The sequence below is a fragment of the Phocaeicola faecium genome, assembly GCF_014837055.1.
Taxonomy (GTDB): domain Bacteria; phylum Bacteroidota; class Bacteroidia; order Bacteroidales; family Bacteroidaceae; genus Phocaeicola; species Phocaeicola gallinarum.
Window position 1 is genome coordinate 154,215 of record NZ_JACSPQ010000017.1, and the last position, 21,769, is coordinate 175,983.

General features: G+C 46.2%; 17 protein-coding genes and 1 pseudogene. 11 read left to right on the plus strand and 7 right to left on the minus strand.

Annotation, left to right across the window (positions count from 1 at the left end):
- Positions 1–105 precede the first annotated feature (105 nt).
- Positions 106–1,470, plus strand: a complete 1,365-nt coding sequence (locus H9626_RS11845) for a sigma-54-dependent transcriptional regulator (protein WP_191710584.1) — start codon at positions 106–108, stop codon at positions 1,468–1,470.
- Complete coding sequence (locus H9626_RS11850) at positions 1,460–2,764, plus strand: sensor histidine kinase (protein ID WP_191710585.1); 1,305 nt, start codon at positions 1,460–1,462, stop codon at positions 2,762–2,764. The genes H9626_RS11845 and H9626_RS11850 overlap by 11 nt, the downstream gene beginning before the upstream one ends.
- Before the next feature lie 138 nt (positions 2,765–2,902).
- Here the strand turns inward: H9626_RS11850 and bamJ (H9626_RS11855) are convergent, their stop codons facing one another.
- Positions 2,903–3,754 (minus strand): BamJ family beta-barrel-assembly machinery protein, encoded by an 852-nt coding sequence (bamJ, locus tag H9626_RS11855; RefSeq protein WP_178257416.1) that lies wholly within the window; start codon positions 3,752–3,754, stop codon positions 2,903–2,905.
- Positions 3,755–3,800: 46 nt separating this feature from the next.
- A complete protein-coding gene (bamJ, locus tag H9626_RS11860) occupies positions 3,801–4,385 on the minus strand; it encodes a BamJ family beta-barrel-assembly machinery protein (protein ID WP_191710586.1) in 585 nt (194 codons plus the stop codon).
- Between the two features lie 131 nt (positions 4,386–4,516).
- Between bamJ (H9626_RS11860) and H9626_RS11865 the strand changes: the two genes are divergently transcribed.
- Complete coding sequence (locus tag H9626_RS11865; RefSeq protein WP_178255777.1) at positions 4,517–5,233, plus strand: SIR2 family NAD-dependent protein deacylase; 717 nt, start codon at positions 4,517–4,519, stop codon at positions 5,231–5,233.
- 123 nt (positions 5,234–5,356) lie between these two features.
- The gene (gene rd / locus H9626_RS11870; protein ID WP_007570351.1) at positions 5,357–5,521 is read left to right on the plus strand and encodes a rubredoxin; all 165 of its coding nucleotides are present in this window, start codon (positions 5,357–5,359) and stop codon (positions 5,519–5,521) included.
- Between the two features lie 494 nt (positions 5,522–6,015).
- Here the strand turns inward: rd and H9626_RS11875 are convergent, their stop codons facing one another.
- From H9626_RS11875 to pta, 3 genes are all read right to left on the minus strand, one after another.
- Positions 6,016–7,056, minus strand: a complete 1,041-nt coding sequence (locus tag H9626_RS11875; RefSeq protein WP_191710587.1) for a PfkB family carbohydrate kinase — start codon at positions 7,054–7,056, stop codon at positions 6,016–6,018.
- Positions 7,057–7,165: 109 nt separating this feature from the next.
- Positions 7,166–8,368 (minus strand): acetate kinase, encoded by a 1,203-nt coding sequence (locus H9626_RS11880; RefSeq protein WP_178255779.1) that lies wholly within the window; start codon positions 8,366–8,368, stop codon positions 7,166–7,168.
- 44 nt (positions 8,369–8,412) lie between these two features.
- On the minus strand, positions 8,413–9,426 hold the full coding sequence (pta, locus tag H9626_RS11885; RefSeq protein ID WP_178255780.1) for a phosphate acetyltransferase: 1,014 nt from the start codon (positions 9,424–9,426) through the stop codon (positions 8,413–8,415).
- A 236-nt stretch (positions 9,427–9,662) separates the two neighbouring features.
- Between pta and H9626_RS11890 the strand changes: the two genes are divergently transcribed.
- The 6 genes and pseudogenes from H9626_RS11890 to H9626_RS11915 all read left to right on the plus strand — a co-directional run bounded on the left by H9626_RS11890 (position 9,663) and on the right by H9626_RS11915 (position 18,504).
- Entirely contained in the window at positions 9,663–10,013 is a 351-nt protein-coding gene (locus H9626_RS11890; RefSeq protein WP_178255781.1) for a CidA/LrgA family protein, read from the plus strand.
- Positions 9,994–10,689 (plus strand): LrgB family protein, encoded by a 696-nt coding sequence (locus H9626_RS11895; protein ID WP_191710588.1) that lies wholly within the window; start codon positions 9,994–9,996, stop codon positions 10,687–10,689. Before H9626_RS11890 ends, H9626_RS11895 begins: the two co-directional genes overlap by 20 nt.
- A gap of 525 nt (positions 10,690–11,214) precedes the next feature.
- Positions 11,215–14,354, plus strand: a pseudogene (locus H9626_RS11900) (SusC/RagA family TonB-linked outer membrane protein).
- Positions 14,355–14,380: 26 nt separating this feature from the next.
- Positions 14,381–16,165, plus strand: a complete 1,785-nt coding sequence (locus tag H9626_RS11905) for a RagB/SusD family nutrient uptake outer membrane protein (RefSeq protein ID WP_191710589.1) — start codon at positions 14,381–14,383, stop codon at positions 16,163–16,165.
- Positions 16,166–16,591: 426 nt separating this feature from the next.
- Positions 16,592–17,482, plus strand: coding sequence for a DUF2156 domain-containing protein (locus H9626_RS11910; protein ID WP_191710590.1), 891 nt, complete (start codon positions 16,592–16,594; stop codon positions 17,480–17,482).
- On the plus strand, positions 17,479–18,504 hold the full coding sequence (locus H9626_RS11915) for a GNAT family N-acetyltransferase (RefSeq protein ID WP_191710591.1): 1,026 nt from the start codon (positions 17,479–17,481) through the stop codon (positions 18,502–18,504). The genes H9626_RS11910 and H9626_RS11915 overlap by 4 nt, the downstream gene beginning before the upstream one ends.
- Here the strand turns inward: H9626_RS11915 and cdaA are convergent, their stop codons facing one another.
- Both cdaA and folP read right to left on the minus strand, forming a co-directional pair.
- On the minus strand, positions 18,505–19,284 hold the full coding sequence (gene cdaA, locus H9626_RS11920) for a diadenylate cyclase CdaA (RefSeq protein ID WP_178255787.1): 780 nt from the start codon (positions 19,282–19,284) through the stop codon (positions 18,505–18,507).
- A gap of 21 nt (positions 19,285–19,305) precedes the next feature.
- Entirely contained in the window at positions 19,306–20,160 is an 855-nt protein-coding gene (gene folP, locus H9626_RS11925) for a dihydropteroate synthase (protein WP_191710592.1), read from the minus strand.
- 308 nt (positions 20,161–20,468) lie between these two features.
- On the opposite strand from folP, the gene H9626_RS11930 reads away from it, so the two are divergent.
- Complete coding sequence (locus H9626_RS11930) at positions 20,469–21,761, plus strand: UDP-N-acetylmuramoyl-tripeptide--D-alanyl-D-alanine ligase (protein ID WP_191710593.1); 1,293 nt, start codon at positions 20,469–20,471, stop codon at positions 21,759–21,761.
- The last annotated feature ends 8 nt before the right edge of the window (positions 21,762–21,769 follow it).

A 21,769-nucleotide genomic window follows, 5' to 3' on the forward strand; every position in this document is an offset into this window, starting at 1 on the left:
TGTCAAAAAATTAGACACCCGGTGTCTAAATATTTGTCACTTGCTGCGGCGTTTCCTTTTCTTTTTTTATCTAACTTTGCGCTGTAACAGTAATGGATAAAGCTCATGGCAAAACAAGGAACGCTACTTGTGGTAGACGATAACCAGAATATTTTGACTTCGCTCCAATACTTGTTGAGCGAATATTTCGACCGCATCATTACGCTTGGTTCTCCCGTAACCATCCCTTCGCTTTTCAGGCAGGAGAGTATCGACGTGGTATTGCTTGATATGAACTTTTCATCGGGTATTAACAGCGGAAACGAAGGATTGTACTGGCTGCGCGAAATCAAACGCTTGCGCCCGCAAACACAAGTGGTGCTCTTTACGGCGTATGCCGACATTGACCTCGCTGTGACGGGAATCAAAGAGGGAGCTTCCGATTTCGTGGTGAAACCGTGGGACAACGCCAAACTGGTACGCACGTTGCAGGAAGCCTACGGTAAGACGAAAGGAAAACGGCAGGCGGCAGCTCCGTCGGAACAGGCAGGAGGCTCGATGTACTGGGGAAACTCTCAGGCAATTCGCCCGCTGCGGATGTTAGTGGAAAAGGTCAGCTCGACCGATGCGAACATTCTGATAACCGGCGAGAACGGTACGGGAAAAGACATGCTGGCGCGCGAAATCCACCGCCTGTCAAGCCGGCACACGAAACCACTGGTTACGGTAGACATGGGAGCCATTACCGAATCATTGTTTGAAAGCGAACTGTTCGGACACGTGAAAGGCTCGTTTACCGATGCTCACGCCGACCGTGTAGGACGTTTTGAGGCAGCCGACGGCGGAACATTGTTTCTCGACGAAATAGCCAACCTGCCTTATCACCTTCAAGCCAAACTGCTTACAGCCATCCAGAAACGCAGCTTCATAAAAGTGGGCAGCAACACGCCCCAGCCTACCGACATCCGTCTGATTTGTGCTACGAACCGTGACTTGGAAGAAATGGTACGGAAAGGAGAATTTCGCGAAGACTTGCTTTACCGCATCAACACCATCTACCTGCACATCCCCTCGTTGCGCGAACGGAGAGAGGACATCGTACCTTTGGCAAAACGTTTCCTCGCACAATATAATACGCAATACGGTAGGGCGTTGGAAGGATTCGAGCCGGAAGCACTGCGTAAGCTGCTTGACCATCCGTGGTACGGAAACATCCGCGAACTGCAACACACGATAGAAAAAGCGGTCATTCTTTCCGAAGGCAATGAACTGAAAGCAGACTGCCTGCAATTCTCGGCTGCACAACATCAGCCGGCAGACGATACGCATCACCCGTCGGACGATATGCCGATACAAACGCTCGACGAAATGGAATGCAGTCTGGTGAAAAAAGCCATCGACCAATGCAACGGAAACCTCTCGCAAGCTGCGGCACAGTTGGGTGTTACCCGCCAGACACTGTACAATAAAATGAAGCGTTATGGCATTTAGGTGGATATCATCGACGTTTATCCGTGTGGCATTACTTATTGCCGGAACCGTATTGCTTACGTTAGGAGTCAGCCGCGTAGATGTTTGGTTTATCGTAACGGGGGGCATACTGTGTGTGCTGGCAGCCTATGTGTTTTTTAAGATTCAGAATCAGCTTCGCGAAAAAAGCCATCTCATGTTAGAGGCAATCCGTAACCGCGACTATACGTTCCGCCTGCCGGTTTACGGATTGGCGGGAGGCGAACGTGTGTTGCAAGATACCCTGAACCAGTTCGGCTCACTGATGGGCGAACAGAAACAGTTCATGGAACAGCGCGAACGCTTTTACGAACAAATACTTTCGAGTGTGACTTCAGGGGTTATCGTGATGGACGAAAACATGAAAATCGTGCAGACCAATCCTGCTGCCGCCCGCTTGTTGGGACTGCCTTTCTTAGGAACGCTCCAACAATTAGAACGTTACGGCGAAGATTTCCCCGAAACCATCCGTTCGTTGGCGGCTGGCGAGCGGTGTAACCTGCAATACACTACCACGAAAGGCGAAGTCCACCTGCTGGTGCGAGCCTCCGTCATGCAGGTAGGAGAGCATACGGTAAAGATTCTCACCCTGAACGACATCCGCAACGAACTCGATGCCAAAGAGTTGGATTCGTGGATAAAACTGACGCGCGTACTGACCCACGAAATCATGAATTCCATCGCTCCTATATCTTCACTCAGCGAAACCTTTCTGCAGCGCAGCGACGTGGTGGGAACTCCGTTGTATGAGGGCGTCCGAGCCATCCATGAAACCTCTGCCGGACTGATTAACTTTGTAGACAGCTACCGCAAGTTTTCCTCTCTCCAAAAGCCTGCCCCCGAACCGTTTTACCTGTTGGAACTGATACGTCAGGTTAGCGAACTGCATCTTTTGCCTCCCGATATAACACTGACCTTGCAGATAGAGCCGGAAGACTTGATGATTTACGCCGACCCGAATCTGATTCGCCAACTGCTGATTAACCTGATAAAAAATGCCGTCCAAGCCATAGGGACGGCAAAAGGTCGCATTCACATCCGTGCCTACACAACGGCAGACGAACACATCTTTGTCTACGTAAGCAATGACGGTCCGGTAATCCCCGACGATGAAGCCGAAGAAATCTTTGTCCCCTTCTTCACTACCAAGAAAGAGGGAAGCGGTATCGGTCTGTCGCTTTCCCGCCAGATAATGAAGCTCTCCGGCGGGACTATCAGCCTGCTTCGCCCCGGAACAAACGGATGGAATACCACCTTTGTGTTGGAGTTTGAGTAAATGTATCGTAAATCTCATTCATGCAGTAAAATTGCTTTCTGTAAGAAGGTGGTGCAGTAAGACACACACCGCCAATAAAAAAGGATGCCTGCACGTAGCTAAGCATCCTTTTCGTTATGAAGTATGATAACAAAAGTATTATTTTTCGATTTCAACCAATTCAACTTCAAATATTAACGTAGAGAACGGTTTGATGTTACGCTGCTGCTGTGAGCCGTAAGCCAGTTCCTGCGGGATGTAAAGTTCCCATTTCGAACCTACCGGCATCATGCTCAGTGCTTCAGTCCATCCTTTGATGACACGTTGCAAGTTCAATGTAATCGGTTTTTCTGACTTGTCGAATTCCGTACCGTCAATCAAAGTACCCTTATACATTACTTTTACGTTTGATGTATCGGCAGGCACTTCTCCTGTACCTTTGGTGATAACTTTGTATTGCAATCCGCTTTCGGTAGTTTGTACGCCTTCCTTGCCTTTGTTTTGAGCCAAGAACTCTTCGTTTTCTTTCTTGTATTCGGCATATTCTTTTTCGATAGCCTTTTCGCGGATGTCAGCTTGGTGCTTGCGGATGTAAACGTTAGCCGAGTCGATAGAAACCGTGCCTTCTTTCTTTGCGGTAGCAATGAATCCGGCCAAGTAGTTTTCTTTGCTCAGCGAAACGGTAGTGTCGTTACCGAACATGCGGCGGTTATTCATTTCATACATCTGTCCGCTAACCTGCTGTCCGAGTTGCAAGCCCAGCAAGTAAGCCTTTTCTTTCGGTTCCATTTCTTTCAGTCCTTGTTCCAAACCCTTGATGAAGTTGGCAACGTGAGCCGAGTCAACACCACCCTGATTCAAAACAAATTCCATCAATCCCTGATTATTGGCTACGCCCACCATATAAGAAAGCGTATCTACATCGCTCTTCAGGTTAGCCTGCGGAGCGTGATTGCATGATGCCAAGCCCGTTGCGGCTGCAAACATCATCAGTAAAGTAGTTTTTTTCATTTGCTTGTTATTTTAGTTTTGATTTTTATTTCTATAAATTGCCGATTTAGAGCACTTCGATAAGTTCTACTTCGAAAATCAGTGTGCTGTGAGGCGGAATCATTTCGCCGGCTCCCTGTGCGCCGTAAGCCAGTTCCGACGGGATGTAAAGTTTCCATTTCGCACCTTCCGACATCAGTTGCAGTGCCTCTACCCATCCTTTGATTACCTGATTCACACCGAAAACGGCAGGTTCGCCGCGCTTGATGGAGCTGTCGAACAGCGTTCCGTCGATGAGTGTGCCTTCGTAGTGGCAGCGTACGCGGTCGGTAGCTTTCGGTTTCTTGCCGTTTCCTTCTTTGATTACTTCGTACTGTAATCCGCTTGGCAGGGTTACGATGTTCGGGTTCTTTTTGTTTTCTTCAAGGAATGCCTTGCCTTTGGCTATGTTTTCGGCATTCATCTTTTCTTCTAATTCGGTAAAATATTTGTTGACGATTTCGCGTGCTTCGGTGTGCGTAATAGCGGTTTGGTTTCCTTCCAACACGTCTTTGATAGCCTGTGCAAAGTCGTTTACATCAATGTTGCGGGCGCCCATGCTCCACAAGTTTTGGCCGATGCCCAAGCCGATGGCGTAACTGAACTTGTCCATAAATAGATTTAAATTATTAAGTATATGTTTAACGGGAGGCAAAGGTATCTTTTTTCTGTGAAACAGAGGTACTTTGACTTATAAAATTTCTTATTTTTGCGATAAAGTAGAATATTTCACGGAGGTTTATCATGAAGAAATTAGTAGTTTTGACGGGAGCAGGTATGAGTGCCGAAAGCGGAATCAGTACTTTTCGCGATGCAGGCGGGCTGTGGGAACGTTATCCGGTAGAGCAGGTGGCTACACCCGAAGGTTATGCTGCCAATCCTGAACTGGTAATTAATTTTTATAACGAGCGGCGCAAGCAGTTGCTTGATGTGAAACCAAACCGAGGACATGAGTTGCTTGCCGAGATGGAGAAAGACTATGATGTAACGATTATCACGCAAAACGTGGATAACCTGCACGAACGGGCAGGCAGCTCGAACGTCATTCACCTGCACGGTGAGTTGACAAAGGTGACGTCGAGCCGGCATCCCAACGACCCGAAATGTATCCGTACCCTCCGCCCCGAAGAGTATGAAGTCAAGATGGGCGACAAGGCAGCCGACGGTTCGCAGCTCCGTCCGTTCATCGTGTGGTTCGGCGAGGCGGTTCCGATGATAGAAACAGCCATCGACTGTGTGGAACAGGCAGACATCTTCGTAATTATCGGTACGTCGCTCAACGTATATCCGGCGGCGGGACTGCTTAACTACGTCCCTCAAGGCGTTCCTGTCTACCTGATTGACCCGAAAGAGGTTGCCGTTAATTCGATGCGAAAGGTGCATGTTATCCGTAAAGGAGCATCGGAAGGCGTGGCCGAACTGAAAGCCTTATTAGAAGAATCGGGAAGCGTAGGAAAGTGATGTTCGGGGTATATATGCGATAAAAAATGTTATACGGGTAAGATGGTGAACAAATTTTGTTTATATTTGTTTTTACTTTGATATCAATGATAACGAATACTAACTTTAATAGAACAAGGACTTATGAAAAAGTACATTTGCACAGTATGTGATTGGGTTTACGACCCTGAAGTGGGCGATCCTGAAGGCGGCATTGCTCCGGGAACAGCTTTTGAAGATATTCCTGAAGATTGGGTTTGTCCGGTTTGCGGTGTAGGCAAAGAAGATTTCCAACCTGTAGAGGAATAATAACGAAATAAACAAAAGGGAAACGGTCGCTTTTCAGCAATGAGAGGCGGCCGTTCTTTTTATGAGAAAATAAAAATGGATATTTTGCTTTTGACCTTAATTGTAGCTTTAGATTTATCTGTTTTATATGCGGTAAATCATCATTCGATGTCAAAACGAAAAAAGCTCTTATCTTATTTGCTGATTCTGTTATTGCCTATATTGGGGGGTATTTATTATTGTGTTTTTTACTGTCCCAAAAAGTGATATCAGGATGCAGATCGGCAGATATTTGTGTAAAATTTCCGGGCTTGGTAAGGGGGAGAAAAACACTACCCATAGAACGGGTAAGTTCTATGGGTAGAACCGGATGGTTTATCCGCAAGAGATGGGTAACACTAACGGTTGCGTTTTTTCAGGACTGACCGGTGGTGTATTCCCTACATGATTTGAGCCGTTTCAATGACTTGGGATGGAGAATAATAAGTTGTTGTTCAGCTTTTTATAATGAATGCTTACCGTTCTACCTCTCCACTCTCGTGTTTTGCAAGCAGTGCCTCAACTTCGGCAGCTTTCACCATGTTATAATCTCCGGCAATGGTATTTTTCAGTACCGATGCTGCCGTTGAAAAATTAACACGCTTCTGTTCGTCACTGAAAGCCGTTTGCGCATAGAGCATGGCTCCACAGAAAGCATCGCCTACCCCTACGCAGTCAATCACATTGTCGATGTCGAACACGCGCGTATGCTTCATCGTTCCGTTAGAATAAAGTATGCCGGCAAACGTATGATGTTCCGAACTCATGACGTTACGCAGCGCGATATAAATGTACTTGCAGTCGGGTATTTGCCGGCTGATGGCCTGACAGAACTTTTTGTACGCCTCTATGTCGTATTCTTCCCCGTCGCGGGTAGCCTTGAATCCCGGTGCAGGGATATCCATCAGCATGGCGTATTCGCTTTCGCTGCCGAAGATAATGTCGCTGGCGGTCATCAGCGGACGCAATACTTCTTGCGCCGTCTTTCCGTAATTCCACAGATTTTTCCGGTAGTTGATGTCATACGAAACGGTCAGCCCCATTTCTTTGGCAATGGTGGTTGACTCTTTGCATACCTCGGCAAGTCCCGGTGTGAGGGCGGCATCGATGCCCGACCAGTGGAAGATGGAAGCATCTTTAAATATTTCCCTCCAGTTTATCATCCCCGGTTTCAGTTCGGAAAAGGCAGAGCCTTCGCGGTCGTAAATCACACTTGAGTTACGCATGGCGGCAGCTTTTTCCATATAATACGTGCCCAGTCTCCGTCCGCCGGTAAGGATATGCCCCGTTCCGATGTTATGCGAACGGAGTTCGGCAAGACAGGTTTCTCCCAGCGCATTATCGGGCAGGCGCGTAATGTATTCTACATCCGCTCCGAAGTTGGCAGCCGAAATAGCTACATTGGCTTCGCTTCCTCCGTAATTGACCAACATTTCATGGCTCTGCTGGATACGCAAATTGTTGGGCGTAGTGAAGCGGAGCATGATTTCTCCGAAAGTTACGATTTTCTTTTTCATAAAATGAGATTCATTAAAAAAACGCAGGCCTTCGCCCGTTCACTCAGATTGTGGATACCCTCTGTGCGAATTAGCGAAACCCTGCGTTGCAAAGTTTTATTTCAGAAATTTATTTCTGGTTCTTTAAGATTTCCATCGTGTCGGTAGCAATCATCAGTTCTTCATCCGTAGGGATTACCACTACTTTGACTTTAGAGTCGTCGGTAGAGATGATAGCTTCTTCGCCGCGTACCTTGTTGCGTTCCGGGTCGATTTTCACACCGAGGAATTCCAGCGGTTCGCAAGCAGCCCAGCGAGCCGTAGCCTGATTTTCGCCTACACCGCCGGTAAACAAGATAACGTCTACACCTCCCATCGCAGCCGCGTAAGCTCCGATGTATTTGGTAATGCGATAGAAGTACATTGCTTCTGCACGTTTAGCTTCTGCTTCTCCTTTGGCTGCGGCTGCTTCCAGTTCACGCATGTCGCTTGAGCGGTGGAAGATACCCAGCACACCGCTTTTCTTGTTCAGTATGTTCGACATTTCGTCTGGTGTCAGTCCTTCTTTTTTCATCAGATATAAGATGGCGCCGCCGTCGATGTCGCCGCTGCGCGTACCCATCATCAAACCTTCCAGCGGGGTAAGTCCCATTGTCGTGTCTACACACTTGCCGTCTTTGATGGCAGCGATAGAACCTCCGTTACCGATGTGGCAGGTAATGATTCTCGAACCTTCAGCCGGGATATTCAGGAACTCGCATACACGTTTTGACACGTAGCGGTGAGACGTTCCGTGGAAACCGTAACGGCGGATGCCGTATTTTTCGTAATATTCATACGGAATGGCATACAGGTATGCCTTTTCGGGCATAGTCTGGTGGAATGCCGTATCGAACACTGCGATTTGGGGAACGTTAGGCAACAGCTTCTGTACGGCATAGATACCTTTCAGGTTTGCCGGATTGTGAAGCGGGCCGAGGTCGCAACACTCTTCAACGGCAGCAATGACAGCGTCGGTAATCAGTACCGAACCACTGAACTTAGTGCCTCCGTGAAGCACGCGATGACCTACCGCTCCGATTTCGTCGAGCGATTTTACTGCTCCATATTCGGGGTGGGTAAGGGTTTCAAAGATGAATTGAACCCCTGCCGTATGTTCTTCAATGTCTCTTTCGATGATTTTCTTTTCGCCGTTGGGCAATGTAATCTTCAGGAAAGAGCCGGGTAAGTTAATCTTCTCAAGTCCTCCTTGTGCGAGGATTGCTTTAGTAGTCATATCAAATAATTTGTATTTGATGGATGAACTACCGCAGTTGAGTACTAATATTTTCATTGGTGTTTTTATTCTTAATTTATTTACGTTACGTGTTTCGGTCGTTAACTGTTCTTTTTAGCTGCAATGGCTTGGTTGGCAGTAATGGCAATCATCTTATATACGTCTTCGATGCAGCATCCGCGTGACAAGTCATTGACCGGGCGAGCGATACCTTGCAAAATCGGACCGATAGCGGTAGCGTGTCCCAAGCGTTCTACTAATTTATATGAAATGTTTCCTACTTCCAGACAAGGAACGATCAACACGTTTGCTTTTCCGGCGATTTCCGAACCCGGAGCTTTGCTTGCGCCGATTCTCGGAACCAGTGCTGCATCGGCTTGAAGTTCACCGTCGATTTTCAAGTCGGGAGCCATTTCTTTGGCAATGTTCAGGGCTTCTACCACCTTGTCTACCACTTCGTGCTTAGCCGAACCTTTGGTTGAGAAGCTCAGCATGGCTACACGCGGGTCGAGGCCTGCAACAGCCTGTGCGGTGCGTGCCGTACAAACGGCAATCTGAGCCAATTGATTTGCATCCGGAACCGGTGTCACGGCTACGTCGCCCATTACCAATACACCATTGTCACCACATTCGGGAGCGTGAGTAAGCATCAGCATGGCGCCTGATACGCAAGTAATGCCCGGAGCTGTTTTGATGATCTGCAATGCCGGACGAAGTACGTCTCCCGTTGTATTGCGCGCTCCGGCCAGCTGACCGTCGGCGTCGCCGGATTTGATAATCAAGCAGCCTAAGTAAAGCGGGTTTAATACCAACTTACGGGCTTCTTCAATGGTCATGCCCTTCTTTTTGCGCAGTTCGCACAACAGTTGGGCGTATTCTTCTTTTTTCGGATTTGTTTCAGGGTCTATGATTGTAGCTTTATGGATGTTTCCCAAGCCCCATTCTTTTGCCAGAGCCATAATCTCGTCGGGGTTACCCAGCAAGATAAGATCTGCTACACCGTCTGTCAATATTTGATTGGCAGCTTTCAAAGTACGTTCTTCCGTTCCTTCCGGAAGCACGATGCGCTGTTTGTCTGCTTTAGCGCGTTCAACGATTTGACTAATTAAATCCATAATCGGTTATATGATTAAAATTGAAATTGCATGTTAGGATGTTTGACTTTTTTTCCTCTTGCAAAAGTAGGCATTTTTGCAATATCAGGTTTGCAAAAGCCGATTTTTTTTGGTTTAAAGTATGCAAAAACTATATGTTTAAAGGCAGGATTTGTTAAAAGCGCCCCATTTGGTATCGCGTTTGGATAGAATCTGTAAATTTGCCACGTTTTTCAATAATTTTAGTAATAGGTATTATGATACGTCAATGTTCCATCCTTTTCGGATGTTTGGCGTTAGGTGAACTGATTGTTTATCTGACGGGTATCAAGCTGCCGTCCAGTATTATAGGGATGCTGCTTCTTACACTTTTCTTACAGTTGGGCTGGATAAAGCTCGAATGGGTTCAGGGATTGACCGACTTCTTGGTAGCCAATCTGGGTTTCTTTTTTGTTCCTTCGGGGGTAGCTCTGATGCTTTACTTCGATATCATTCAGGCGCAATTTTGGCCGATAGTGATAGCTACGTTGGTCAGTACGGTATTGGTGTTAATTGTTACAGGATGGGTTCATCAATTGGTTCGGAAGTATGGATTTTTTAGAAAATAAGTTTTTTCTGCTGGCAATAACGTTCGGCTTTTTCTTTTTAGCCAAGTTGTTGCAAAAGAAGACAGGCTCATTGCTGCTCAATCCTATCTTGATAGCGATAGCCCTGCTGATTTGTTTCCTGAAGTTTACGGGAGTGTCTTACGAGAAATATTCCGAAGCCGGTTCGCTGGTAGAGTTCTGGCTGAAGCCCGCCGTGGTAGCTTTGGGCGTACCTTTGTACTTACAGCTGCGGATGATAAAAAAACAACTGATGCCCATTATCGTGTCTCAGTTGGCAGGATGTGTGGTCGGTCTGGTAGCCGTTACGGTGATAGCCAAACTGATGGGTGCATCGCCCGAAGTAATCATGTCGTTGGCACCGAAATCGGTCACCACCCCGATAGCGATGGAAGTGTCGAACGCCGTGGGCGGAATCCCTTCGCTGACGGCAGCCGTGGTTATCGTGGTAGGGCTGTTTGGAGCCATTTGCGGATTTAAGGTGCTTCAGGTAGGGCGCGTAGGCAGCCCAATCGCGCAAGGGCTGTCAATGGGTACGGCAAGCCACGCCGTCGGTACTTCACGGGCGATGGAAGTGAGCGGAAAATACGGAGCCTATGCCAGTTTGGGCCTCACGCTGAACGGCATTCTTACCGCTTTGCTCTCGCCGACTATTCTGCACCTTTTGGGGCTTTATTAATCCGGACAGACTCTAAGTTCTTGATAAATAAAGGAGTATGATGTTGCCCAAAGCAGCGTCACGCTCCTTTTTATGCTTCTTGAAACGCAAGCGGTAGTTTCCTCTTACGCAAGCGGTAGTTTCCTCTTACGCAAGCGGTAGTTTCCTCTTACGCAAGCGGTAGTTTTCCCTTACACATGCGGTAGTTTGCTCCAATTCATGCGGTAGCGTTTTTCCTCCCTTTTTTCCGGCTTATTTCTCTGTCCGGAAAGGCGTGAATTTTGCTTGAAATCATCGTAAAAAATGAGGCCGACAAATCATACTTTGAATGGAAAAATCGTACATTTTGATGAAAGAATAATCCAATATTTTCTTTATTAAGCTGATTATCAGATGTGTTTTCTGGAGAATATCTTAATGTACACCCGACAATTTTGATAGGATGGTAGACAATATTTTTATTTGTTATCTTTAAGTTTCAATAATTTTGCAATCAAGAAACGAATGGAATACAATAAAGTCTATTAATCCTTAAATTATAGAAGTATGGATACACATCTGAATCGTGTGCTTTTCAGTAGCACATTTATTAGACTGGCAGCGTGTGCCGTTCTTTCCGCAGGTTTTTTCCCTATGGTTCATGCGGAAACGAGCGAGATTTCCACTGCCGGTATTATGCAGCAGAGTCGTACTGTTACAGGTAAGGTCCTCGACCCGAAAGGCGAAACAGTCATCGGTGCCAATGTGATGGAAAAGGGCACTTCCAACGGAACCATTACAGATTTCGACGGCAATTTTACCTTGAATGTATCTCCCAACGCTACGCTTGTAATCAGCTATATCGGTTACAAAACACAAGAGATACCGGTATCTCAGGCTAAGGCGGGGAGGCTGGAAGTTACATTGCGCGAAGATTCTGAGGTGATGGATGAAGTGGTGGTGGTAGGCTACGGTACTCAGCGGAAAGCAACTCTTACGGGTTCGGTGTCGTCGGTCAGCGGAGACGATTTGAAGAAGATATCAGCAGCGAATTTAACAAATACATTGGCAGGAAAAACAGCAGGTGTCATCGCTAATACGCGAAGTGGCGAACCGGGAGCAGATGATGCGGAAATATTGATTCGTGGTAAGGGAACATTAGGAAGTACCTCGCCGCTGATTGTGGTTGATGGGATAGCAGACCGTTCGTTTGGTCGTTTGAACCCTGAAGATATAGAATCAATATCTGTATTGAAAGATGCGTCGGCAGCAATTTACGGTGCGCGTGCGGCAAACGGCGTTATCTTGGTAACTACCAAGCGTGGCAAAGAAGGTAAAATAACGGTTAATTATAGTGGTAACGTTTCTATTTCACAGCCAACACGTGTTCCCGAAATGCTGGATGCTTACCAGTATGCTACGTATGTCAACGAGTTTGATGCAGCACAGGGAAACGCTTTGACGTATCCGGAAACAGCATTGGCAAAAATATTGGATGGAAGCGACCAGATTAATTATCCAAACACGAATTGGTGGAATGCAGTGTCGAAAGACTGGGCTATACCAATACCGAACACAGTCTTTCTATCAGTGGAGGTACTGACAAGTTCTCGTTTTATACTTCTGCTCAATATATGTATCAGGATGTGATTTATAAAGATAGTCCGCAAAATTATAATCAGTATCAGTTTACTACCAATCTGGATGCCCAAATAACCAAAGCTATAAAGTTCAGTATGGATATTCTCGGACGTCAGACGGTAAACAACCGCGGCGCTTATTCAACTGAAGATTTGTTCGGATATTTTCTGACTACAAGTCCGATGGCAGCACCTTATTATCCGAATGGATTGTTAAGAATAGGACATGACGGCATAACGAATAACGCCGTGTTAATGGTTTCCGACCTTCCCGGAACGGATAAAACCACGAATAACACCATCAATCTGAAGCCGAGATTGCGTATTGACTTGGATGTCATTACTCCGGGATTGTATGCAGAGGGGTATGCGGCATTAGACTATACGTTTAATAATGGAAAAACAATAAGAAACCCGTATGACATTTATTCGTATGACGCAACAACGGGTGAATACATTAACCAGCGTGATGCTACCGGTGCTACAAGCGTAGGCTCTTGGTCAAGTAACAGCAGTACCGTTACGGTTAATGCGCGTATCGGATATAGCCGCACCTTTAACGATGTTCATAAGGTAGATGCTTTTGTAGCTTACGAACAAAGCAAGTATAAATATAATTATCTGTATGGCTATCGCACCAATTTTACTTCGTCTGTTTTACCGGATTTGGATTTTGGAAGTACCAATAAAGACGACCAGAGCAATAGCGGTAATTCTGATGAAACAGCGCGCCAAAATTGGTTCGGACGTATAAACTATGGCTATAAAGACAAATATCTTGCCGAGTTTACTTTGCGTTATGATGGTTCTATGAATTTCGCACCGGGTCATCGTTGGGGTGTTTTCCCCGGTTTCTCTGCCGGTTGGGTAATGTCGGAAGAAAATTTCTTCGAACCCTTGAAAAACGTTGTCAGCTTCTTCAAGCTGAAAGGTTCATGGGGAATGATGGGTAATGATAATATCAGCGCATACCAATACCTTTCCATGTATGGATTTGTTGCAGACAATTCAACTCCCTCACGTTATGTATTTGGTGTCGACCCCGTGTTTGCAGAGAGTATTTATGAAACGGTAACGGCAAATCCGTTGGTAACTTGGGAAACTGCCAAAACATGGAACGTAGGTTTCTCTTCTCAATTCTTGGACGGAAAATTCGGATTGGATTTTGATTACTTCCAATCTCGCCGTAGCGATATTCTTATTACTCGTAATGCTTCTATTCCTACTTATTCCGGTTTGTCTTTGCCTGCCGAAAACTTAGGTAAGGTGAAAAATCATGGTTTTGAATTGATAGCTACTTATCGAGACCATGCCGGCGATTTTGAGTGGGGCGTAACCGGTAATGTTACCTATGCGAAAAATGAAGTGGTTTATATGGATGAGGCGGTGGATACTCCGGAATGGCAGCGTCAGACCGGACATCCGATAGATGGGGGTACTTATTATCAGGCATTGGGTATTTATCAGACTCAGGAACAGATTGATGCAACACCTCATTTGGCGGGAACTAAGGTTGGAGACCTGATTTATCAGGATACTAATGATGACGGTAGCATTACGTGGGATGATGCCGTGCGCCGTGACAAGTCTGCTACTCCGAAATGGATATTCGGTCTGACACTGAATGGAGCATGGAAGGGATTTGATGTAAATGCCTTTTTTCAGGGACAAGCCGATGCTGAAATATTGGTGCAGCCTACGATGAATATGGCAACCGACTTTTACGAAGGGCGTTGGAGCGAATCGAATACGGCCGAACAAAACATGGCAGCCAAATGGCTGCGTGCTTTCATGAAAGAATCGCAGGTAGACGGACGTAACTCACAGTCATCTACATGGTGGTTACGTGACGCATCGTTTGTACGTTTGAAATCGCTTGAAATCGGATATACATTCCCAAAGAAATGGATTACTCGTTTGGGGATAGATAATCTTCGTTTGTATGCCAATGGCAACAACTTGTTTACGATTGACGGAGTAGATATTTTTGACCCAGAAATGACAAACGGCATTAGAGGGTATTCTATTCAGCGTACATGGACATTTGGTGTCAATGTTACTTTTTAATTTCTCACTTTTAAATGGTATTTATTATGAAAACAATATATAAAGGCGCATTGTGTACATTGGTTGGAATGAGCATGGCTGCGTGTTCCGATTTTTTGGATGTCGACCCACATAATCAGATTTCAGACGCTGCGGTTTGGAGCAGTTTGGATTATGCGGAGGCTTTTTTGAACAACTGTTACAGATGGGTAGAAGGAGATAACGAACAGGGTGTTCCTTTTTGCAGTTATACCGATGAATTGTATCACCGTACCGGATATGCCACTGAAGTGTATACGTTAGGTAATGTTTCTTGCGATAATTATAATGTCGGTTATTCCGAAGGTAAAGGTAATACATGGTATTTTTATTATACCGGAATAAAGAATACAAACCAATTCCTTGAAAGAATTAATGACGTATCGGTTACCTCGGAAGAAGAAGAAAGCCAAAAAGAAGAAATGATAGGTCAGGCTTATTTCCTGCGGGCGTTTTATTATCATCAGTTGTATTCTTTGTATGGTCGTATTCCGTTGGTGTATCAAACGTTTGATATGGATTCGGAATGGACACAAACTCGTGCTGAAATGGATGAAGTAGCAGACTCTATCGTTGCGGACTGTGACCGTGCGGCGGCAATTCTTCCGGTTTCTTACACCGGTGAAGATTTTGGACGGACTACACGGGGAGCGGCATTGGCTGTAAAAGCCCGCACCTTGCTTTATAAGGCAAGCTCGTTATTCGGTACGCCTTCTACCGAAAAATGGCAGGAAGCAGCTGACGCACAAAAAGCGATTATTGATTTGGCAAATGAAGGGGTGTATAGCTTGCCTCAAGTAAGTAATTATGAAGAATATGCCGAACTGTTTTGTAATCCTCAGAATCCGGAAATCATATTCGAAAAGATGTATAGTACAGTGAGCGGGGGCGCATATTCGCAGAGCTACCCGATGTCTTCGCCTCCCGGAGCTTATAACGGTTATAACGGATGGGGCGTATGGTTGCCCACGTATGATATTGTAAATCTTTATCAGAAATCGGATGGCACAGATTTTGAAATTACCGATTGGGATAATTATACCATTCAAGTTCCGACAGTAGATAGTAATACGGGTGAAATCGTATATACTGACCAAACGATTGAAGCTACCCGGACTTCTCCTTACGAAGGTCGCGAGATGCGTCTTTACGCTAATATCTTGTATGATGGAGCTCTTTGGGGATATGGAGAAGATAATCATCCCGTTGAAATATTCGAATCGGGGGCAGAAGGTGTAGAGTCTGGCGAACAGTCTCCTACTTATACAAGTGGTGAATATTGGAACGCAACCCAAACCGGTTATTATTTGCGTAAGTTCATGAATCCGAATTATAACCAGTGGGATGAAACTGTAATGGATAATACTCCGTGGATATTTTTCCGGTTGGGAGAATTTTATCTGAACTATGCGGAATGTCTGATCGAATTAGGGAGAGATAACGAGGCTTTGCCTTATATTAACGAAACCCGTACCCGTGCTTTACTTCCGGCATTGACGGATGCAAGTAATATTCGGGAGAAATATGAACAGGAAAGAGCTGTGGAACTGATGTTTGAAGGACAGCGTTTCTTTGACTTACGCAGATGGAAACGTATGGAAGAGGCTTATGCTGCGGAAAATTGCCCTACGGCAATGAAGATTTATAAGTTGGCAGACGGAACCTTGTTGTATACTCATAACACTACCGTATTACAACAGCGTAATTTCCGTGAGGCCATGTATTGGATGCCTGTTCCTCGTTACGAGTTGAACAAATGTCCGCAACTTGACGGACTTCCTTATGAAGAATAACGTTTGTATTTAAGGGGAAAACATTCCTCGCCGGCAGCGGTCGTTGTGAAACGGGAACGCTGCCGGTCATATTTTTATAACCACATTCTATTTGTCGCAGTCAGACAGATTTTGATACTATTTTAACAGGTTTCTCCGGCGAGAAGGAAGACCGAAATTTTCCGCCGGCATATCCCGAAAAACGCAACCGTTAGTGTTGGTCATTCCATGCGGTAGAGTTGATCGTTTCTATTCGGAAGACCGAGTGGTTCTACCGTTAGAAATTTTCCGGGTTTCAAACCCAACCGGAGATTTTCTGAAACAAGTTCATAATCAGATTGATTCAGTTGAATTGCTTCTTTCGCAAGATGAAAGTCCGGCTTCATTCGTTCTCTTTGCAGAAATGTATTATATTTGCATTTCCTAATTAAAAGAGAAAGGATTTTTATGGTACCCTTTAAACCAATAGAATTGGAAGACAGAGCGCGCGTTCTGCATTATACTCTGTCCTCTCCGCGTCGGAACTGTGATTTATCTTTCGTAAATTTATATAGCTGGAGCTTTTTATATCAGACGGAAATTGCCGAGCAAGACGGATTTTTGCTGTTTCGCTTTTATGTAGACGGCGGACTGGCGTATATGATGCCGGTAGGCGAAGGCGATGTACGTCCGGTGGTGGCAGCGCTGATGGAAGATGCAAACAGGCTCAATGCCCCATTCCGTATGCTGGGCGTGTGTGTAAACATGAAAGAGACACTGGAGCAGGCTTTTCCCGGGCGTTTCCGTTTTACGTCCGACCGTGATTATGCCGACTATATTTACCTGCGTTCTGATTTGGCTACGCTGCGCGGCAAGAAGTTTCAGCCTAAGCGAAACCATGTCAATAAGTTTAAGGCTTCTTATCCCGATTACGAGTATCGCCAGCTTACTCCGGAGTTAGTGCCGGAATGTTTGCGGCTGGAGGCTTTGTGGTGTAAGGCAAACGACTGTGCGGAGAATGCCGCACTTCAGGCAGAACGCCGCTCGATGACGAATGCTTTAGAGAATATGGAGAAGTTAGGACTTACGGGAGGTGTGCTGCATGTGCAGGGAAACATTGTAGCGTTTACCTTCGGCGCTCCGATTAATAAGGAAACATTTGATACGTGCGTCGAGAAAGCCGATACAAGTATCGAAGGTTCATACGCCATGATTAATTATGAGTTTGCCAACCGCATCCCCGAACAATATATTTATGTAAACCGTGAAGAAGATTTGGGACTGGAAGGACTGCGTAAAGCAAAATTGTCTTACCAGCCCGAAACGATTCTCGAAAAATACATGGCAGAACTGGTATGACAGTAAAAGAGCAAGTGAAGCAGCTCTGGAAGTTGTGTTTCAATGATAGCGATGCGTTTATCGACCTTTATTTCCGGATGCGTTATTCCGATCGTATCAACAGCTATACAGAGCAAGACGGAAAAGTTGTGGCAGCTTTTCAGCGCGTACCCTATTGGATGAAGTTATTTAACCGGGTATTGCCTGTGGCTTACATCTCAGGAGCATGTACGCATCCCGACTACCGGAAGCGTGGTATAATGCGCAACCTGTTGGCTGATGCCCATCGGCTGATGTTCAGTGAAGGAGTTATGGCAAGCATCCTGATTCCTGCCAACAAGGGACTGGAGACTTATTATAACCGTAGCGGGTATGTTTCACGGCTTCAGCGTGAAGTCCTATTGCTTACGCTTGATAATTTGCAGCTTGCTAACGTAGCATCGGGGTTGGTTTTCAGGGATGTGTCCTTGTCGGATGATTTGCCTGAAGAAGTTTTTCCTTTTTTCAGCCGTGAGTTGGATGCCTGTTCTGCTGTCGTGTTACATACGTCGGAGGATTTTAAGGTGATACTTGCCGACTTGCAGTTGGCAGGCGGACAGCTTTGGACGGTTTATAACGGGGAAAGCCTTGTCGGGCTTGCTCTTTGCCTGAAAGAAAGAGACCGCCTTTATGTGAAAGAAATCCTTTGTGCCGATGGAGAGACAAAGGCCGCGTTACTGCTGTTTTTGCTGCATCAGTACGAAGTAGAACAGATAGAATGCGTACGGTGTGCAACCCATACGGTACATCCTTTCGGTATGATACGCATTGTTCATGCTGAGGCTTTTCTAAGATGCTATGCACAGTATCATCCGGAGAAAGCATTCTGTATTAAACTGACCGACGATGAAATCTCCTCAAACTGCGGTTATTATACGGTTTCTGATGGCGTTTGCAGGCGCGGCTACCGGTTCGGGCAGTTGTACCGTCCATGCTCTGTCGGGGAACTTGCCGATTGGTTGCTTGCCGGTGACGAACCGTATATGAATCTGATGCTGGATTGATTATCTGTCGTCATCGTTGGTCAGCATACGTTCCAGCTCTTCTGCCGTCAGCTTCAGATGGAATTGCCCGTGATAGGCGATAGAGATACCGCCGGTTTCTTCCGAAACAATGATAGCCAGTGCGTCAGTTTCCTGTGATACACCCAGTGCCGCACGGTGTCTCAATCCGAGCTCTTTCGGAATATCCAAGTTGTGTGACACCGGAAGAATGCAGCCCGCTGCTTTGATACGTTTATTGCTGATAATCATGGCTCCGTCGTGCAGCGGACTGTTTTTAAAGAAAATATTTTCTATCAGGCGTTGGTTAATGTTCGCATCAATCACATCACCCGTCCGTACAATGTCGTCCAGCGGGAAATTCTTTTCAATGACAATCAGTGCGCCCACTTTTCCCTTACTCATGTTCAGACACGCCATGACGATAGGCATGATATCCTCTTTGCTGGTTTCTGTTTTTTTGTTTCCCCTTAAAAAGCGGAACCAACTGCTGCTGTGATGGCGCGAGCCCAGTGTGAGAAGGAACCGGCGTATCTCTTCCTGAAACAAAACGATGAGCGCAATGACTCCCACACTCACCAGTTTATCGAAGATAGAGCCTAACAGACGCATTTGCAATACTTGAGAAACAATGACCCAAATTACGATGAACACCAATATTCCGGTAAAGATATTGATAGAACCGGAAGATTTCATCAGCTTGTAAGTCTTGTACAGCAGGAAAGCTACCAGCAGGATGTCCAGTATATCTTTCAGCGTCAGGATGTGAATATCGAAAGGCATATCTTTTTTAGCGTTTAGTATTTATTCTTCAGGTTTTTTCATTGCGGTCGTGATTCGGACGGCTTCCACGGCAGCTTTTACATCATGTACACGCAAGATGTCCGCTCCTTTCATCAGTGCAATGGTGTTGATGATGCTTGTTCCGTTCAGAGCATCGTCCGGTGTTCCGCCAAGCAGTTTGTAAATCATTGATTTGCGCGATACGCCGACAAGGACGGGCAGTTCGAATATTTGCAGCTCTTCCATTTTGTCCAGCAGTTCGTAGTTATGCTCCAGCGTCTTGCCGAAACCGAATCCGGGGTCAAGAATGATATCTTTGGCGCCGAGGTCGCGCAGTTGCTGCACTTTTTGGGCGAAATAGAGCATGACCTCTTTGGTTACATTCTCGTAATGAGGAGCCTGCTGCATATTTTGCGGTGTACCCTGTATATGCATCATTACGTAAGGTACTCCCAAGCGGGCAACAGTAGGAAACATGTCGGCATCCATGTTTCCGCCGGCAATGTCGTTGATGATGGCTGCACCGTATTCTTCCACACACATGCGTGCTACGTCGGCACGGAATGTATCTACCGAAATAACCGCATCCGGCAACTCGCGGCGCACGACTTCCAGTCCCCGGCGCAGGCGTGCCATTTCTTCTTCGGCAGAAATATGTTCGGCGTTCGGGCGTGAAGAGTATGCCCCGATGTCGATTATGCTTCCTCCTTCCTCCGTTATCTGATGAGCTCGTGCGGCAATTTCCGCTTCCGTCTGTTTGCGGCTGTTTGCATAAAAAGAGTCCGGCGTTACGTTCAGTATCCCCATTACCTGCGGATACGACAAATCCATCAGCCGTCCGTTTACGTTTATATATTTAATAAATGTGTGTACCATTGGTTACGCATGATTGCTTGGCGTTGCAAATGTACGTACAATAATTTATTTTTCGTTCTTTCGGAAACGATTTTTCAGATTTGAGGCGTAAAACATAGTGTCTGAAACGGGCCTAAAACGCTACCGCTTGTGTTACCTTACGCAAGCGGATGAACAGGGCAACACAAGCGGTAGCGTTCATCGGTTTATCCGTTAGTGTTTGCGGGGGTGCAGGCACAAAGTAAAAACTTGTGTAGATTCGTGACCAATCAGACCTGTAAATCGGAAGATTTTCATTAAGTTTGCCCCCTGTTTAATTGAAATGAATCATGGAATTAACCGCTTTATATGAGTGCTTTTTGGCGTGCGGCGAGGTAACGACCGACAGTCGCCGCTGTCCGCAAGGTTCGATGTTCATCGCCTTGAAAGGAGCCAATTTCGATGGAAATGCGTTTGCCGAAGATGCGTTGAAGCAGGGATGCCGTTATGCTGTGGTAGATGACTCCCGCTATGCCGGTACGGATAATCCGAATATTTTATATGTAAACGATTGCTTGTCGGCTTTACAAGGGTTGGCGAATATGCACCGGAAACGCCTGAACACGCGCATGATAGGCATTACGGGAACGAATGGAAAGACTACTACCAAAGAGCTTATCGCTGCGGTATTGTCGAAAAAATACAAGGTACTGTACACGCAGGGAAACCTGAATAACGCCATCGGTGTTCCGCTGACGCTGCTCCGCCTTACGCCCGGACATGAAATAGCGGTCATTGAGATGGGAGCCAGTCATCCGGGCGACATCAAGGAGTTGGTTGAAATAGCCGAACCGGATTACGGCATCATTACCAACGTGGGAAAAGCCCATCTGGAGGGATTCGGTTCTTTCGAGGGAGTAATCCGTACGAAAGGCGAGCTGTACGACTACTTGCGCACGAAGGACAATGCCACGGTATTTGTTCAAAATGAAAATGCCTACTTAAACCGGATAGCCGGAGGGTTGAACTGTATACGTTACGGACAAACACCGGGACTCTTTGTGAGCGGTGAGTTGGTATCGTGTTCGCCGTACCTGAATTTCCGTTGGACTGTGGGAGGAACGTCTTACGATGTAAATACACAGTTGATAGGTTCGTATAATTTAGACAACTTATTGGCGGCGGCAGCCATCGGTGTTTATTTCGGGGTAGAGCCTGTGCAAGTTTCCGAGGCGCTTGGGGATTATGTTCCGCATAATAACCGTTCGCAGCTTACGGTAACACCTCATAACCGCCTGATAGTAGACGCTTATAATGCCAATCCTACCAGCATGATGGCTGCGCTGGATAACTTCCGGCGGATAGAAGCTCCCCACAAGATGGCGATACTGGGGGCGATGAAGGAATTGGGAGACGCCAGCCGCGAAGAACACCAAAAGGTGGTAGATTACCTGTCCCGGTGCCACTTCGAGCGTGTTTGTCTGGTAGGAGAGGAGTTTGCTGCCCTTACCCATCCGTTCGAACAATATAAAGATGTGAAAGAGGTTGAGGCTATGCTGTCGGAAACCAAGCCGGAACACTGCCTGATTCTGATAAAAGGCTCGAACAGCATGAAGCTCAGCCAACTGCAAGATTATCTGTAATACAGAGT